We start from the raw sequence: 15,127 nt of genomic DNA, 5'->3' as shown, positions 1-15,127 counted from the left end.
GGCCGCGTTCCGCCGACAGCGATTTTGGTGCAGCGGAACAACCAGGTATCGTGGAACAACGGTGCGGCATCCGCGCCGACTTTTTGTGTGCCAAGTCCCTAGGAATTTCCTGTCACCGGCTCACGTTCCAAGTCGGTGCACTGTCGCGTCGACTAGGCGCAGACGAGAACGAAACTATACGACGAGGATTCTTAACTAGTTATGGCCAAGAAGGACGGCGCCATCGAGGTGGAAGGCCGGGTGGTCGAGCCGCTGCCCAATGCGATGTTCCGCATTGAGCTGGAGAACGGCCACAAGGTGCTTGCCCACATCAGCGGCAAGATGCGGCAGCACTACATCCGCATCCTGCCGGAGGACCGGGTGGTGGTGGAGTTGTCTCCCTACGACCTGTCCCGTGGCCGCATCGTGTACCGGTACAAGTAGCAGCGCCTGAGCTCCAACAACCTACGAACAGACAGAACAGGATCGAACAGCCGTGAAGGTGAACCCGAGCGTCAAGCCAATCTGTGACAAGTGCAGGGTGATCCGTCGGCATGGGCGGGTCATGGTGATCTGCTCCGATCCGCGCCACAAGCAGCGCCAGGGCTGATCGCCCCGGCACCAACACAACTGAATGCAGACCTCCCAGCACCACTGAGCTGCCTGGCGCGTCAAGCGCCAAAAAAGACGAATCAGCGTCGCTCATCCACGCCCGGTCGGAGGCCGGGCCCCGATAACACCCACGTGGGATCGGGAACGGGCTGGGATCAGACCTCCGCCTAGAAAAAAGAGGAAACGCCACCTATGGCTCGACTAGTAGGCGTCGACCTTCCGCGCGACAAGCGGATGGAGATCGCCCTGACCTACATCTTCGGCGTCGGCCGCACCCGGTCGAACGAGATCCTGGAAGCCACCGGCATCGACCGGAACCTGCGCACCCGGGACCTGACCGATGACCAGCTGACCCACCTACGCGACTACATCGAAGCCAACCTCAAGGTGGAGGGTGACCTGCGCCGCGAGGTTCAGGCCGACATCCGTCGCAAGATCGAGATCGGCTGCTACCAGGGCCTGCGGCACCGCCGCGGCCTGCCGGTGCGCGGCCAGCGGACGAAGACCAACGCGCGCACCCGCAAGGGCCCCAAGCGCACCATCGCCGGCAAGAAGAAGGCCAGGTAACCCCCCATGCCACCAGCCAAGAAGGCAGCCGCTGCCCCCAAGAAGGGGCAGAAGACCCGTCGCCGGGAAAAGAAGAACGTCCCGCACGGTGCCGCCCACATCAAGAGCACGTTCAACAACACGATCGTGACCATCACCGACCCGCAGGGCAACGTCATCGCCTGGGCGTCGTCGGGTCACGTCGGGTTCAAGGGCTCGCGCAAGTCGACGCCGTTCGCCGCGCAGTTGGCCGCCGAGAACGCGGCCCGCAAGGCGCAGGAACACGGCGTGAAGAAGGTCGACGTGTTCGTGAAGGGCCCGGGCTCGGGCCGGGAGACGGCGATCCGGTCGCTGCAGGCCGCCGGTCTGGAGGTCGGTGCGATCTCCGACGTCACCCCCCAGCCGCACAACGGCGTTCGCCCCCCGAAGCGACGCAGGGTCTAGGAGGAAAAGAACCCAATGGCTCGTTACACCGGACCCGTCACCCGCAAATCACGCCGGCTGCGCACCGACCTCGTCGGCGGCGACCAGGCGTTCGAGAAGCGCCCCTACCCGCCCGGCCAGCACGGCCGCGCGCGGATCAAGGAAAGCGAATACCTGCTGCAGCTGCAGGAGAAGCAGAAGGCCCGCTTCACCTACGGCGTGATGGAAAAGCAGTTCCGTCGCTACTACGAAGAGGCCGTGCGCCAGCCCGGCAAGACGGGTGAAGAGCTGCTGCGCATCCTGGAAAGCCGGCTGGACAACGTCGTGTACCGCGCCGGCCTGGCCCGCACCCGCCGGATGGCGCGTCAGCTGGTCAGCCACGGACACTTCAGCGTCAACGGCGTGCACGTCAACGTCCCCAGCTACCGGGTGTCGCAGTACGACATCATCGACGTGCGGGACGGCTCGCTGAACACCGTGCCGTTCCAGATCGCGCGGGAGACCGCGGGCGACCGCCCGATCCCGAGCTGGCTGCAGGTGGTGGGGGAGCGTCAGCGCATCCTCGTCCACCAGCTGCCCGAGCGGGCGCAGATCGACGTGCCGCTCACCGAGCAGCTCATCGTCGAGTTCTACTCGAAGTAAAGACCCCCTGGGCCAACCTGGTTCAGGTCTGCGACGATCGCAAGCGCGGCGAAGCCGGGTGCAGCGGGTCGGAGCGGACAACACAGCGGCATCAAATAGCGGGTGCCGAGAAGGAGAAGAAGAAACACCATGCTGATCTCTCAGCGACCCACCTTGTCGGAGGAAGTCCTCACCGACAGCCGCTCCCAGTTCGTCATCGAACCGCTGGAGCCGGGATTCGGTTACACCCTGGGCAATTCGTTGCGCCGGACGCTGCTGTCCTCGATTCCGGGTGCGGCCGTCACCAGCATCCGCATCGACGGCGTGCTGCACGAGTTCACCACCGTGCCGGGCGTCAAGGAAGACGTCACCGCGATCATCTTGAACCTCAAGGGCCTGGTGGTGTCGTCCGAGGAGGACGAGCCGGTCACCATGTACCTGCGCAAGCAGGGCCCGGGTGAGGTCACCGCGGGAGACATCGTGCCGCCCGCCGGTGTCACCGTGCACAACCCCGACCTGCACATCGCGACGCTGAACGACAAGGGCAAGCTCGAGGTCGAGCTGGTCGTCGAGCGCGGCCGTGGCTACGTGCCGGCCGTGCAGAACCGCGCCTCGGGTGCCGAAATCGGCCGTATCCCAGTCGATTCCATCTACTCGCCGGTGCTCAAGGTCACCTACAAGGTGGACGCCACCCGTGTCGAGCAGCGCACCGACTTCGACAAGCTGATCCTGGACGTCGAGACCAAGAGCTCGATCAACCCCCGCGACGCGCTGGCGTCGGCGGGTAAGACCCTGGTCGAATTGTTCGGTCTGGCACGCGAACTCAACGTCGAAGCCGAGGGCATCGAGATCGGGCCGTCGCCGGCCGAGGCCGACCACATCGCGTCGTTCGCCCTGCCGATCGACGACCTGGACCTGACCGTGCGGTCCTACAACTGCCTCAAGCGCGAGGGTGTGCACACCGTCGGCGAGCTGGTCAGCCGCACCGAGTCCGACCTGCTCGACATCCGTAACTTCGGGCAGAAGTCCATCGACGAGGTGAAGGTCAAGCTGCACCAGCTGGGCCTGTCGCTCAAGGACAGCCCGCCGAGCTTCGACCCCTCGCAGGTCGCGGGTTACGACGTCGCCACCGGCACCTGGTCGTCCGAGGCGTCCTACGACGACCAGGACTACGCCGAAACCGAACAGCTCTAAGAGCCGTCCGGTGACAATGCGGCCGTGCAGCGGCCGCTGAGGAACCGGACACAACCGACGAAAGTCCGTCCCGGCCCTACCTGATACGGGGGCCGGCCCCCGATGAGGAGATAGTCGCAATGCCCAAGCCCACCAAGGGACCTCGCCTCGGCGGGTCGTCTTCGCACCAGAAGGCGCTTCTCGCCAACCTGGCCACCTCCCTGTTCGAGCACGGCCGGATCAAGACGACCGAGCCCAAGGCGCGGGCGCTGCGGCCCTACGCGGAGAAGCTGATCACGCACGCGAAAAAGGGTGCGCTGCACAACCGTCGTGAGGTGATGAAGAAGATCCGCGACAAGGACGTGGTGCACGCCCTGTTCGCGGAGATCGGCCCGTTCTACGCCGACCGCAACGGCGGCTACACCCGCATCATCAAGGTCGAGCCGCGCAGGGGCGACAACGCGCCCATGGCCGTGATCGAGCTGGTGCGGGAGAAGACCGTCACCTCCGAGGCCGACCGGGCCCGTCGGGTGAAGGCTTCCAAGAAGTCCGACGCCCCGGTCGCCGCCGCGGCGGCGCCTCAGGCGGCCGTCGAACCCGAGGAAGCCGTCGGCCCGACGGCCGAGGAGGCGACCGAGACCGAGGCCACGGAGACACCCGAGGTTTCGGAGGCCACGGAGGCCGAGGCCGCCGCCGAGGAAAAGCACGACGAGGCCATCGAGGCGCGGGCCGAGGCCGAGAAGGCCGAAGAGGCTGACGAGGCTGACGAGAGTTAGCGACCCGGACTCTCAGGTCCGTCTGCGGCTCGATATCGCCTACGACGGAACAGGTTTCGCGGGCTGGGCCACTCAGGCCGGCCAGCGGACCGTGGCTGGGATCCTCGACGAGGCGCTGACGACGGTGTTTCGCACGCCGGTGCGCCTGCGCGCGGCGGGACGCACCGACGCCGGCGTGCATGCCACCGGGCAGGTGGCCCACGTCGACGTGCCGCTGGCCGCGCTGCCCAACGCCTACGCGCGCGCACCGCAGATCGGTGAGCCCGAGTTTTTGCCGCTGCTGCGCCGGCTGGGCCGGTTCCTGCCGACCGACGTCCGCGTCGTCGACATCACCCGCGCCCCGGCGGGTTTCGACGCCCGGTTCTCGGCGCTGCGCCGGCACTACGTGTACCGGCTCTCGACGGCGCCCTGGGGCGTGCAGCCGCTGCAGGCCCGCTACGTCACCGCCTGGCCGCGTCCGCTGGACGTCGAGGCGATGGCGACCGCGTCACGAGACCTGCTGGGGCTACACGACTTTGCCGCGTTCTGCCGTCATCGCGAGAACGCCACCACCATTCGCGAACTGCAGCGCCTGGAGTGGACCCGCGACGGCGACCTGATCACCGCGCAGGTCAGCGCCGACGCGTTCTGCTGGTCGATGGTGCGCTCGCTGGTCGGTGCGTTGCTGGCCGTCGGCGAGCACCGCCGGCCCGTTTCGTATTGCCGCGAATTGCTGAGCGCGACAGAGCGATCCAGCGACTTCGCCGCCGCGCCCGCGCACGGGTTGTCGCTGGTCGCCGTCGACTACCCGCCGGATGACCAGCTGGCGGCGCGCAATCTGATCACCCGCGACATTCGTTCGCGCTAGACCCGGGCCGCCACGAAAGTCGCCGCCTTGTTGGTCAATCCGGGCACGTAGCTCAGGTGCGAGCTCCACTGCAGGCCCGACGAGCAGATCGGGTCGCCGGGGTTGCACAGGTCGATGGTCTTGCCCTCGAAGTTGGGGGACAGGGCGCTCATCAGTTGGCCCGCCCGGCCGGACGGATTGCCGAACAGGGCGACCGCGGCGACGTGATCGGCGGCCGCGGGCGGCAGCGGCTGGCGGTAGCCGAGGCCGGACACCGGTGCCGCCGTGACGATGTCGACGACGGCGGCGCCCTGCGAGTACCCGCCCAGCACCAGTTTGGTGCCGGGACAGTTGGCGGCCATCTGCTGGATGTGGGTGCTGGCGTCATTGGCGCCGTTGGCGGCGGCCAGAAAGTCCTTGCTTGCCGGGTAGTTCACCCCATATGCACCAACGCTTTTGCGAGTCTGCTCGCGCAACGAGCTGACGAACGCACCGCCTACCTTGCCCACACCGGGCGGTTCATCGGTGCCGCGGGCGAACACCACTTCAACGCCGGGGCATGACGCCGACGCATGCGGAATCAATTGGGGGGCAATCAATAACGCGCCCGTCGCGCCAATTCCGATGCCCAGCCCTAACGGGATAAGCTTCACACAGCGATGTTAAGGGGGCGTTGATAACCCGACGGTAACGATTTAGACGAGAGGTGCTTGCGGTGCGGTCGTGGTCGGGACGACCGGACCGGTTGCGGGCCCCGGACCACCGTCGTGAATCGACGGGCCCGAACCGGGGGTCTGCCCGTTAACCGGTGACTGCTGGCCGTAGCCCGGCTGCTGCGGGCCGTAGCCGGGGCCGAGCGGCGGACCGAAGGCGGGCGACTGCTGGCCGAGGCCGGCGGCCGCCAGCTTCTGCGCGACGAACGACGCCGCCTGCGTGGTGTAGACGGGGACGTAGCCCTCGGTGTGCCCGCTCCACTCGTTGCCCTCGCCCGCGTGACAGATCGGGTCGTTGGGGTTGCAGTAGTCGGCGGCCTTGGAGCCCAGCAGCGCGCTCTTGGTGGGCAGCGACCCTCCGGCGCGGTCGGCCACGTCACCGAAGGTCACGACGGCGGCGACGTTGTTGGCGTATTGCGCGGGCAGGGTGCTGCCCCAGCTGATGCCGCCGATCGGGACGCCGGCCACGATGTCCATCACCGACGCGCCTTGGGAGTAGCCGCCCAGCACGATCTTGGTGTTCGGGCAGGTTTCCACGCTCTTCTTGACGCGATCGATGGTGTCGTTGGCGCCGTCGCCGCCGTGCAGCTGCAGCTTGCTGGCGGCGTAGTTCACCCCATAGGGCAGGATGTTCAAGCCCGTCTGCTGGCGCAGCGAGTCCACCAAGGCGTCGCCGACCCGGCCCAGGCCGGTGGGTTCGTTGGTGCCCCGGGCGAAGATGACTTCGACGTCAGGGCAGTCGAAGGCGGCGGCCTTAGGCGCCACGGCGGGGTTTGCGAGCAGGCCAGCGGCGATAACCAGGGCGGACGCGCCCAGGCCGATCAACCGGCCCGCTGACCGCGCGGTGCCCGCCCGAGGGGTACGTGTGCGGCGAGTTTTCACCGGGCGATTTTACCCAATTTCTGGTGCGTCGAAACCCCGGCGACCTGTGGATAACCGCGCTGACGGCGGGAAACGGCGGCCTAGCGTGGGCGTCGACCGATTCCCAGGATGAGGAGAACTCGTGCCGCGTCCGCCCGCCACGTGGCTACACGTCAGCGCTTACCGGTATTTGCTGCGTCGCGTCGAAAGCGCGTTGGTGGGCGAGGACATTGCGGCGGCCGGGTCCGGCTCTCGCGCGTACCGGGCCTCGCTGCTGTCCGGTTGCGTGGTGACCGCCGTCGCCGTGGCCGGCTGCGCGCTGCTGGCCGTCCTGCGACCACACATCGCGCTCGACCGCGAACAGATCGTGGTGAGCCGAGAATCCGGGGCGCTGTTTGTCCGTGTGGGCGACGTCTGGCATCCGGTGCTCAACCTGGCCTCGGCCCGGCTCATCGCGGCGACGGCCGCCGACCCCCGGCCGGTTACCGAATCCGACCTGAGCGCCACCAAACGCGGTCCGCTGCTGGGCATTCCGGGCGCGCCGCAATTTCTCGGCAGGCCGCTGTCCCCGGACGATACGGATTGGTTGATCTGCGCTAGCACCGGCGCTAGCACCGCCACGACCGTCGTCATCACGCTGCGCTCCCAGGCGCCGCCGGTGCATCGGGTGCCCGGCGGAGATGCCCTCCTGGTGGCTGCCGCTGCGGATTCGCCGGCCTACTTGCTCTACCACGGCCACCGCGCGTTGGTGGACCTCGACGACGCTGCTGTTTTGCGCGCGCTGCGCCTCGAGCGGCGGGCGCCGGTGATCGTCTCGCAAGCGTTGCTGAACGCCGTGCCCGAAGCGCCCCCGATCACGCTTCCGCGAATCCGCGGCGGTGGCGCCGCGACGCCCGGAATGCCCGGATTTCCCGTCGGCAGTGTGCTTCGCATCACACGCGCCGACGGCGACGAGTACTACGCGGTGCTGGCCACCGGGGTGCAACGCATCGGCCAGGTCGCCGCCGACCTGCTGCGCTTCGGCAACCCACAGGGAACGACCAACGCCGTCTCGGTCGCCCCCGACGCGATCCGGGCCGCTCCCGTCGCCGCCGAGCTCCCGGTTGCCCTCTTTCCCGACCGGGCGCCCTCGCTCGCAGCACCCGCCGGCACGCTGTGCGCCGGCTGGGAGGAGGCGAAGACCGGCCAAGCCGACGTCATGTTCCTGGCAGAAAGCCGGCTACCGGTCCCGACCGGCCGGGCACCGGTGGCCTTGGCGCAGGCCGACGGCAACGGCCCCGCGCTGGACGCCGCGTACGTTCCGGCCGTCCGAAGCGCCTACGTGCGGGCGGGCGGCAACGCCGGCACCCGCTACCTGATCACCGACACCGGAGTCCGGTTCGCCGTTCACGACGACGACGCCGCCCGCGACCTCGGTCTCACGGACGCGTCCCCGGCGCCGTGGCCGCTGCTCACGCTGTTGCCGGCCGGTCCGGAGCTGAGCCGACAGAGCGCATCAATCGCCCGGGACGCGGTCACGGGCTCGCCGTAGGCGAGCCCTCGCGGCCCCGGCGGCCACCGCGACCGCCAGCGCGCCCAGGCAGATCGCGGCGCCACGCAGCGCCGTGTCCCGGGCGCGGGAATCGCGCGGCGGGAGCGGCGGGCGCGCGGTGATCGGCACGGGCGCCGCGGATGGGTGGGGACCGTCGGCGGGAGCAGCGGTGCCGGCGGTGACCGCGGCGAGCGGGTCAACGGTGCCGTTACCGACGAGAGGATCCCACCCGGCGGCCGGATGGTGCGCCGTCGTCTTGATGCGCTGCATCACCTGGCGCGCAGTCAGCGCCGGAAAGCGGGCGCGGATCAGCGCGGCCACCCCACTGACCACCGGCGCGGCATAGCTGGTGCCGGACACCGGCTCCGGAGCGAGTGACGCCACCGCCTCGCCCGGCGCGGCGACATCGACCCAGGGACCGGCAAGGGTGAACGGCGAGGCGGTTCCGTCGGCACTCACCGACCCGACGGTCAGCACGTAGTCGTCGTACCAGGCGGGGCTGACGGTGACCGTGAGCGTCTGCCAGGTGGCGTCGCCACGTTGGGGTGGGCACTGTCCGGCGCCACCGGTGTTGCCCGCCGCGGCGACGACGACGGCATTTTTGACGTCGACGGCGTACGCCAGTGCGGCACCCAGCGCGCGGTCGTCGGGTGCCGACGCCGCCGGTGTGCATGCGACGGACGAGATGTTGATCACCGAGGCGCCCAGGTCGGCGGCCGTCCGGACGGCCTTCGCCATGGTGTCGACGTCACCCACCCCGATTCGGGATCGGTCACCGGTCGGGGCGAATTTCGCACTGGACTGCCGAATGCTGATCAATGTGGCCTCGGGCGCCACCCCGCTGAATCTGTCGGACTTGGAATCGGGTGTGGCCGCGATGATTCCGGCCACCAGTGTGCCATGCGCGTCGCAATCCTGGGTGCCGTCGCCGGTGGACACGTAATCACCCCCGGGGACCACATCCGGCAGCCGCCGATGTCGCGAGATCCCGGTGTCGATGACCGCGATCCGCTGTCCGGCGCCGCGGCTGAGCTGCCACACCGCCGACAGGTCGCCAAGATTGGATGGCCGGTCGCGGGCCGGTCCCGAGTCGGTGGTCATCGTGGCGCAAACCTCGCGTTGCGTGGTCGGCCACGGAGACGCCGGGCGCGCCGGCTTGGGCAACCACCTGTCGTCGACGTCGGGGGGCGAAACGGCTTGCGCCGTCGGGGTTCCGCACGCGATGGCCAGCGTCAGGGCTGACACCGCAACCAGGCGGCCGGCCCGGCGGCTCACCATGGCAGGCTCACACCGCGGGCCGCGCCGTAGATTCCACATATCCAACAGGTCAACGGAACCATCGCGGCCATTCCCAGCCATTCCGCTAGGGCGGCACTCCGGCGCAGGATGGGCGAGGCGGGCCGCCTGGGCCCGACGAAACCGACATACATCGCCGCGACGACGGAGGCCGTCGTTGCGGTCGTGAGCCAGGGGCCGTGCACCGCTGCGCGCGCGGCGGCCATACCGAAGGTCGTTGCGGCAACGACTAGTCCGCTGATCGCAAAGACGAGCATCCTTCCGATGTCGGTGGACCGCGAGCGGGACAGCAACAGCGCGGCGGTGAGCGCGCCGAACGCGGTGCACGATGGGCGCGGCGGCCCGGCAAGCACGGTGACGACCGCGGCGGCGGCGGCCGATACCGACAATCCGGCCAGCAGGCCCGTCAGCCAGGTATCGGCGCGAACCGCTTGGCGATGGACCGCGGCTCGGCTCGGATCGGCCTGTGTCTCCTCCGATGTCCCCAGCCGCGGCGATAACCCCGCCACTGCGATCGCTGCGCGCGGCGCCACCGGAAGCAGGCCGAGGGACACCAGCCCCGCCGCCGAAGCGACGGCGCCCAATGGCACCCCGCTGATCACACCCGCCAATGCCGCCACCGCGATCATTACGGCGCAGCACGAGACCGACGTCAAAGTGACCGCACCGCAACCCGATACACGCATCGCCACAACAGAGACGACCCCGGCCGCCGCTGCGGCCAGCAAGACATTGGGAATGCCGGGTGCGCCCGGCACCGCCACAAAGCCGGCGATCCCGGCGAACGCGGTCGCGATCGCGCTCAGCACCAGTCCGGCGGTCCGGTCTCCATAGCCGCGGTGCGCGAGGGCCGCCAGTCCCAGGGCGAGCGCGCCCGACGACAGCAACGCGACGGTGGTGGCCGAATCCCGGGGCACGTTCGTGCCGAACGCATTACGCAGGATTGTCAACGCTCCGACTCCCGTTGAGAGCATTGCCCCCGCCGCGCCGATCGACCGGACCGCGCGCCGGCGCGAAGTCCCCCCGCGCGGCTCGGTGGCCGCGTCGAGTGTGGCCGCGACCGCGTCCGCGACGTCGACGTAACGGGGGCCGGGCAACGGCGAGGCGCTGCGGGTCAGCACCAGGATCGCGCCGTCACCGATGCCATGCTGGGCCAGCGTCATCGACGGATCCAACGCGGACGCGCCGGGCGCCGACAGCCGGTAGCGCGCGCCGTCACCGTCGGGGCAGCCGACACCGAGGATGTCGACGACCGACGGAAGCAACACGGCGACAGGGATTCCGGCGGGCAGGGCGACGTCGACGGCGGTGGTGTCCCAGTGCACGCGGACGCGCCGCAGCCCGGTATCGATTGCAGGCAACAGCGGACCCTTCGGTCGGATTGACGGAGAACATAACCAGATTCGAAGGGACCGGTGTGCGGCTGTCCACAGGTGACTTGTCGTCGATGTCCGTGCTACCTACCGTCGTCGCACCGGAAGGGGACGAGATGGCCCAGAGTTTGGCGGCGGTGCCACAGCCGCCCGGTGCGCAGATCGTTGTCGACGCGCCGCCGGACCTGCCGTCCCCGCCATCGTCGGGCCTGGCGCTGCGGCTGATTCCGGTGGTGCTCTCGCTGGTGTGCATCGGTCTCATGGCCGCGGTGTCCGGCGCCGGGAATGGGCTGGCGCGCAACCCCATGTTTCTGGCATTTCCCGCGATGATGCTGGTTTCGACCGTGGTGACCGGGCTGACCGGTGGCGCCCGCCGGCGCGGCGGTGGGATCGACGCCGACCGCGACCACTACCTCGACTACCTGAGCGGTCTGAGTCAGGACCTGTTCGAAGTCGCCCTGGCGCAGCACAATTCGGCCATTCGGGACCATCCGGACCCCGACACGCTGTGGACCTTGATCGGCGGTCCGCGCATGTGGGAACGCCGCCCGGCCGGCGCCGGCTTCGGCCTCGTGCGGGTGGGCGTCGGCCCTCAGCCACTCGCTCGCCGATTGGTCGCCCCGCCCCTGCCCCCGCAGGATCGCCGCGATCCGGTCACCGCCGTCGCACTTCGGCGCTTCCTGGATGCGCACGCGACCATCCGGGCGCCTGCCACGATCGACCTGCTGGGCGGGTCACCCCTGCGGATCGACGGCGACCAGGGCGAAGTACGCGGGCTCCTGCGAGCCATGGTCTGCCAGCTCGCGGTGCTGCATGCACCCGATCAAGTGCTGATCGCCGCCGCCGTCGACGAGCAGAACCGCGATCAGTGGGAGTGGTTGAAATGGCTGCCGCACAACCGGCATCCGGTTGATGCCGATGCGCTGGGTCCGGTGCGGATGGTCTATCCCGACCCGGCATCGGCGCGGCGCGCGCTGGCCGCGGTGCAGGGCCCCAACGTGGTGGTGGTCACCGATCTGGCCGACGCCATCGACCCGATCAGCGGCGCGACCACCCTCGGCGTGGGCAACACCTGCGAGGGCGCACCGCTAGTCATCTCGACGCCAGCCCCTCCGGGACTGTGCCCCGACCAAATGTCGCCCATCGAGGCGCTGGTTTGCGCCCGCCGGCTGGCCGGATACCACCCGAGCACGGCCGGGACGAGGGGTTCGCACCCCACATGGGCGGAGCTGGCGGGGCTTTCGGACCTTGACCGTTTCGACCCGGCCGCGCTGTGGCGCCGCCAGCGACACCGCGACCGCCTTCGCGTACCGATCGGAACCACTGTGCAGGGCGCCGCCATCGAGCTGGACATCAAGGAACCGGCCGAAGGTGGGATGGGCCCACACGGGCTGTGCATCGGCGCCACCGGGTCGGGCAAGTCGGAGCTGTTGCGCACCATCGCGCTGGGCATGATGGCCCACAATTCGCCGGAGGCGCTCAACCTACTGCTCGTCGACTTCAAGGGCGGCGCAACCTTTCTCGACTATGCGAACGCCCCCCACGTGTCGGCGGTGATCACCAACCTGGCCGACGACGCGCCGCTGGTGGCCCGGATGCGCGACGCCCTGGCCGGTGAGATGAACCGTCGTCAGCAATCGCTGCGCGCCGCGGGCTGCGACAGCGTCACGACATACGAACGCGCGCGGGCGGCCGGCGCGGCGTTGACCCCGCTGCCCGCACTGTTCATCATCGTCGACGAGTTCTCCGAATTGCTCAGCCAACAACCCGATTTCGCCGACACGTTCGTCGCGATCGGCCGTGTCGGCCGGTCGCTGGGCATACACCTGCTGCTGGCCAGCCAGCGCCTCGATGAGGGCCGGCTACGCGGACTGGACGCCCACCTCTCGTATCGACTCTGCCTCAAGACGCTGTCGGCCGCCGAATCCCAAACCCTGCTGGGCAATCTCGACGCATACCGGTTGCCGAGCGACCCCGGCGGCGGCTTTTTACGGGCAGGCGGCGGCGAACCGGTTCGCTTCCAGGCCGCCTCGGTTTCGGCGCCGCTGCCCGCGCACAGGCCATCCCGCATTCCCGCCGCGGCCGGCACGGTGCGCGTGTTCAGCACCAGGGTCACCGGTGCCGTCAGCCGGAACGTCGAGACACCCGGGAGGCCCGAGCGGAGCGTCTCGCACGCCGTCCTGGACCGGCTGTCCGGCCGCGGTCCGCTCGCCCACCGGGTTTGGCTGCCCCCGCTGGGACCGGCACCGGCGCTGCAGACCGTGCTGGCCGACGCCGAGTGCCTCCCTGCAGGCCTGACGGTGCCCATCGGCACCGTCGACCGTCCCTTCGATCAATGCCGGACACCGCTGATGGTCGACTTGTCCGGGGCCGCAGGCCATGTGGCGGTCGTCGGCGCGCCCCAGGCCGGAAAGTCGACGGCGCTGCGCACCCTCATCACGGCCCTCGCGGCCACGCACGACCCCGGCCAGGTGCAGTTCTACTGCCTGGATTTCGGTGGGGGGGCGCTGTCGACGGTGCATACCCTGGCGCATGTGGGCGCGGTCGCCGGACGCGCGGAACCCCGTCTGGCCGGCCGGATCGTCGCCGAATGCGAGGCGGTCATTCGTCACCGGGAAGCGGTGTTCCGGGAGGATGGCATCGCCTCGATCGCCCAATACCGCCAGGGGCGAATGAACGAAGATCGGTTCGGTGACGTGTTCCTCGTCATCGACGGCTGGGGGAGCGCGCGCCAAGAATTCGACGCGCTCGAGGAGTCGATCACCGCGATTGCGGCTCAAGGGCTGTCGTTCGGGGTGCACCTGGTGTTGTCGGCGACGCGGTGGGCGGAACTGCGGCCTTCGTTGCGGGACCAGATCGGCACTCGCATCGAGCTACGGCTGGGCGACCCGGCGGACTCCGAAATCGATCGCAAGGCCGCGCAGCATGTGCCGCGCGACAGGCCCGGTCGTGGCCTTTCCCCGGAGGGCCTGCACATGGTGATAGCCACGCCTGTTGCCGAGGTTCCCGCCGGTGAATCGGCCGCCCCGTCCATTCCGCTGCTGCCCCAGGGCGTGAATTACGAGGATATGGTGCGCGGATCGAATCCCGAGTCGGGGATGCCCATGCTGCTCGGCCTGCGGGAGCGGGGATTGGACCCAGTGCCAATGGATTTCGCGCAGCGACTGCATCTGCTCGTGCTCGGCGACAACGAGTGCGGCAAGACCGCGACGCTTCGGACGTTGTGCCGAGAAATCGTGCGAACGACGACGCCCACGCAAGCCCGGCTATTGGTCGTCGACTTTCGCCGTACCCTGCTTGGTGTCGTCGAGTCGGAGCATCTCAGCGGCTATGCCATGTCGCCCGCCGCCCTGGCCGTGGTGCTGCCCGAGTTGCTCGAGTCGCTGCAGGCGCGGATGCCGCCGCCCGGCGCCAGCCAGGCCCAATTGCGCAGTGGCGCCTGGTGGTCGGGACCGGACCTCTACGTCGTCGTCGACGACTACGACCTGGTCGCCACGCCGGCGGGCAATCTCCTCGGGCCGATCGTCGAATTCTTGCCCTACGCAGCAGATCTGGGATTGCATCTGGTCATTGCCCGCCGCAGCGGTGGCGTCGAGCGCGCGATGTTCGAGCCGCTACTGGCGACCCTACGCGACCTCGGCTGCATGTCGCTGATGATGAGCGGATGCCCGGCGGACGGTGGATCGTTCGGTTCCACCCAGCCGCTGCGATTGCCGCCGGGCCGCGGCGTGCTGACCACGCGGGCCGGTGACGAAGAGCTCATCCAGGTTGCCTGGACCCCACCGTGAGCGGGCACGCAGCAATCGTCGAAGCCGGCCCCGGAGTGATCCGCCGATTGTGTTGCGCCACAAACACGGTCGCCGACACTGAGCTGGCCGACACCGTCCAGGCCGCGCTGGATGCGATAGACGACCAGGTGGCGCTGGTGGGGGAGCGCCCGGTAGCCGTCGAGGCGCTGTGGGAAACGGCGCTGCGATCGGCAATCCGCGGGCACTGCGGGGCGTTGGTCGTCGTTCATCCGTCGTGGTGGTCGGCCGCGCGCGTGGCTGTGCTGCGCGCGGCCGGTGCCGCCGTCGCGGGCGAGGTGCGGACGCGGACGCGAACGGCGCTGCTGATGCGGGCGTCCAGTGCCGCACGGGACGCGACCGCGGTGATTGAAATCGCCGAGCGACTGGTGGCGATCACCACGGGCGAGGTCACCGCCGTGCCGCGTAACGCCGAACCGCGATCCGTGGCCCGCGACGTCGCGGGCATCGTCGCCGGGATGTCTCCCGCCTCGGTGCTGATCGACACGCCGAGCACCGTCCCCGGCGCGTCGGCGCTGGCGACGCTGATCGCCGCCGCGGTGCGCGGCTGCGGACAGAGCAGCCCAAATACGCTCGAGCTCAACGACATCC

At 69.3% G+C, this 15,127-nt stretch carries 14 protein-coding genes and 1 pseudogene; 11 read left to right on the top strand and 4 right to left on the bottom strand.

What is annotated here, in order from left to right:
• Positions 1-201 precede the first annotated feature (201 nt).
• From infA to truA, 8 genes are all read left to right on the top strand, one after another.
• The gene (gene infA / locus DQP57_RS08930) at positions 202-423 is read left to right on the top strand and encodes a translation initiation factor IF-1 (RefSeq protein ID WP_003418601.1); all 222 of its coding nucleotides are present in this window, start codon (positions 202-204) and stop codon (positions 421-423) included.
• Between the two features lie 52 nt (positions 424-475).
• Positions 476-589, top strand: coding sequence for a 50S ribosomal protein L36 (gene rpmJ / locus DQP57_RS08925; protein ID WP_003879483.1), 114 nt, complete (start codon positions 476-478; stop codon positions 587-589).
• A gap of 194 nt (positions 590-783) precedes the next feature.
• Positions 784-1,158 (top strand): 30S ribosomal protein S13, encoded by a 375-nt coding sequence (gene rpsM / locus DQP57_RS08920; protein WP_066880444.1) that lies wholly within the window; start codon positions 784-786, stop codon positions 1,156-1,158.
• A gap of 6 nt (positions 1,159-1,164) precedes the next feature.
• Positions 1,165-1,581, top strand: a complete 417-nt coding sequence (gene rpsK / locus DQP57_RS08915; protein WP_007773475.1) for a 30S ribosomal protein S11 — start codon at positions 1,165-1,167, stop codon at positions 1,579-1,581.
• A gap of 15 nt (positions 1,582-1,596) precedes the next feature.
• Entirely contained in the window at positions 1,597-2,202 is a 606-nt protein-coding gene (gene rpsD, locus DQP57_RS08910) for a 30S ribosomal protein S4 (RefSeq protein WP_008260255.1), read from the top strand.
• Positions 2,203-2,331: 129 nt separating this feature from the next.
• On the top strand, positions 2,332-3,375 hold the full coding sequence (locus tag DQP57_RS08905; protein WP_112632633.1) for a DNA-directed RNA polymerase subunit alpha: 1,044 nt from the start codon (positions 2,332-2,334) through the stop codon (positions 3,373-3,375).
• Between the two features lie 119 nt (positions 3,376-3,494).
• Positions 3,495-4,130, top strand: a complete 636-nt coding sequence (gene rplQ / locus DQP57_RS08900) for a 50S ribosomal protein L17 (protein WP_112632632.1) — start codon at positions 3,495-3,497, stop codon at positions 4,128-4,130.
• Entirely contained in the window at positions 4,108-4,977 is an 870-nt protein-coding gene (gene truA, locus DQP57_RS08895; protein ID WP_112632631.1) for a tRNA pseudouridine(38-40) synthase TruA, read from the top strand. The genes rplQ and truA overlap by 23 nt, the downstream gene beginning before the upstream one ends.
• Here truA and DQP57_RS08890 read toward each other — a convergent pair.
• Both DQP57_RS08890 and DQP57_RS08885 read right to left on the bottom strand, forming a co-directional pair.
• Entirely contained in the window at positions 4,974-5,609 is a 636-nt protein-coding gene (locus tag DQP57_RS08890; RefSeq protein ID WP_112632630.1) for a cutinase family protein, read from the bottom strand. The genes truA and DQP57_RS08890 overlap by 4 nt on opposite strands.
• Before the next feature lie 42 nt (positions 5,610-5,651).
• The gene (locus DQP57_RS08885; protein WP_205869077.1) at positions 5,652-6,491 is read right to left on the bottom strand and encodes a cutinase family protein; all 840 of its coding nucleotides are present in this window, start codon (positions 6,489-6,491) and stop codon (positions 5,652-5,654) included.
• Between the two features lie 181 nt (positions 6,492-6,672).
• Between DQP57_RS08885 and eccB the strand changes: the two genes are divergently transcribed.
• Positions 6,673-8,061 (top strand): type VII secretion protein EccB, encoded by a 1,389-nt coding sequence (gene eccB, locus DQP57_RS08880; RefSeq protein WP_112632628.1) that lies wholly within the window; start codon positions 6,673-6,675, stop codon positions 8,059-8,061.
• Here eccB and mycP read toward each other — a convergent pair.
• Together mycP and eccD are read right to left on the bottom strand one after the other, a co-directional pair.
• Positions 8,026-9,339, bottom strand: coding sequence for a type VII secretion-associated serine protease mycosin (gene mycP / locus DQP57_RS08875; protein ID WP_112632627.1), 1,314 nt, complete (start codon positions 9,337-9,339; stop codon positions 8,026-8,028). The genes eccB and mycP overlap by 36 nt on opposite strands.
• Positions 9,333-10,718: a type VII secretion integral membrane protein EccD gene (gene eccD / locus DQP57_RS08870; protein ID WP_165821783.1), complete on the bottom strand. Its 1,386-nt coding sequence runs from the start codon at positions 10,716-10,718 to the stop codon at positions 9,333-9,335. The genes mycP and eccD overlap by 7 nt, the downstream gene beginning before the upstream one ends.
• Positions 10,719-10,846: 128 nt before the next feature.
• Between eccD and eccCa the strand changes: the two genes are divergently transcribed.
• Positions 10,847-14,518, top strand: coding sequence for a type VII secretion protein EccCa (gene eccCa, locus DQP57_RS08865; protein WP_112632703.1), 3,672 nt, complete (start codon positions 10,847-10,849; stop codon positions 14,516-14,518).
• A pseudogene (locus DQP57_RS08860) lies at positions 14,515-15,127 on the top strand (type VII secretion-associated protein); the annotation flags it as partial. The gene eccCa and the pseudogene DQP57_RS08860, both read left to right, overlap by 4 nt.

It is taken from the genome of Mycobacterium colombiense (assembly GCF_003284935.1).
In the GTDB taxonomy this organism is placed as follows: Bacteria; Actinomycetota; Actinomycetes; order Mycobacteriales; family Mycobacteriaceae; genus Mycobacterium; species Mycobacterium arosiense_A.
The sequence above is the reverse complement of the archived record's forward strand: the minus strand, read 5'-3'. Positions and strand labels throughout refer to the sequence as shown.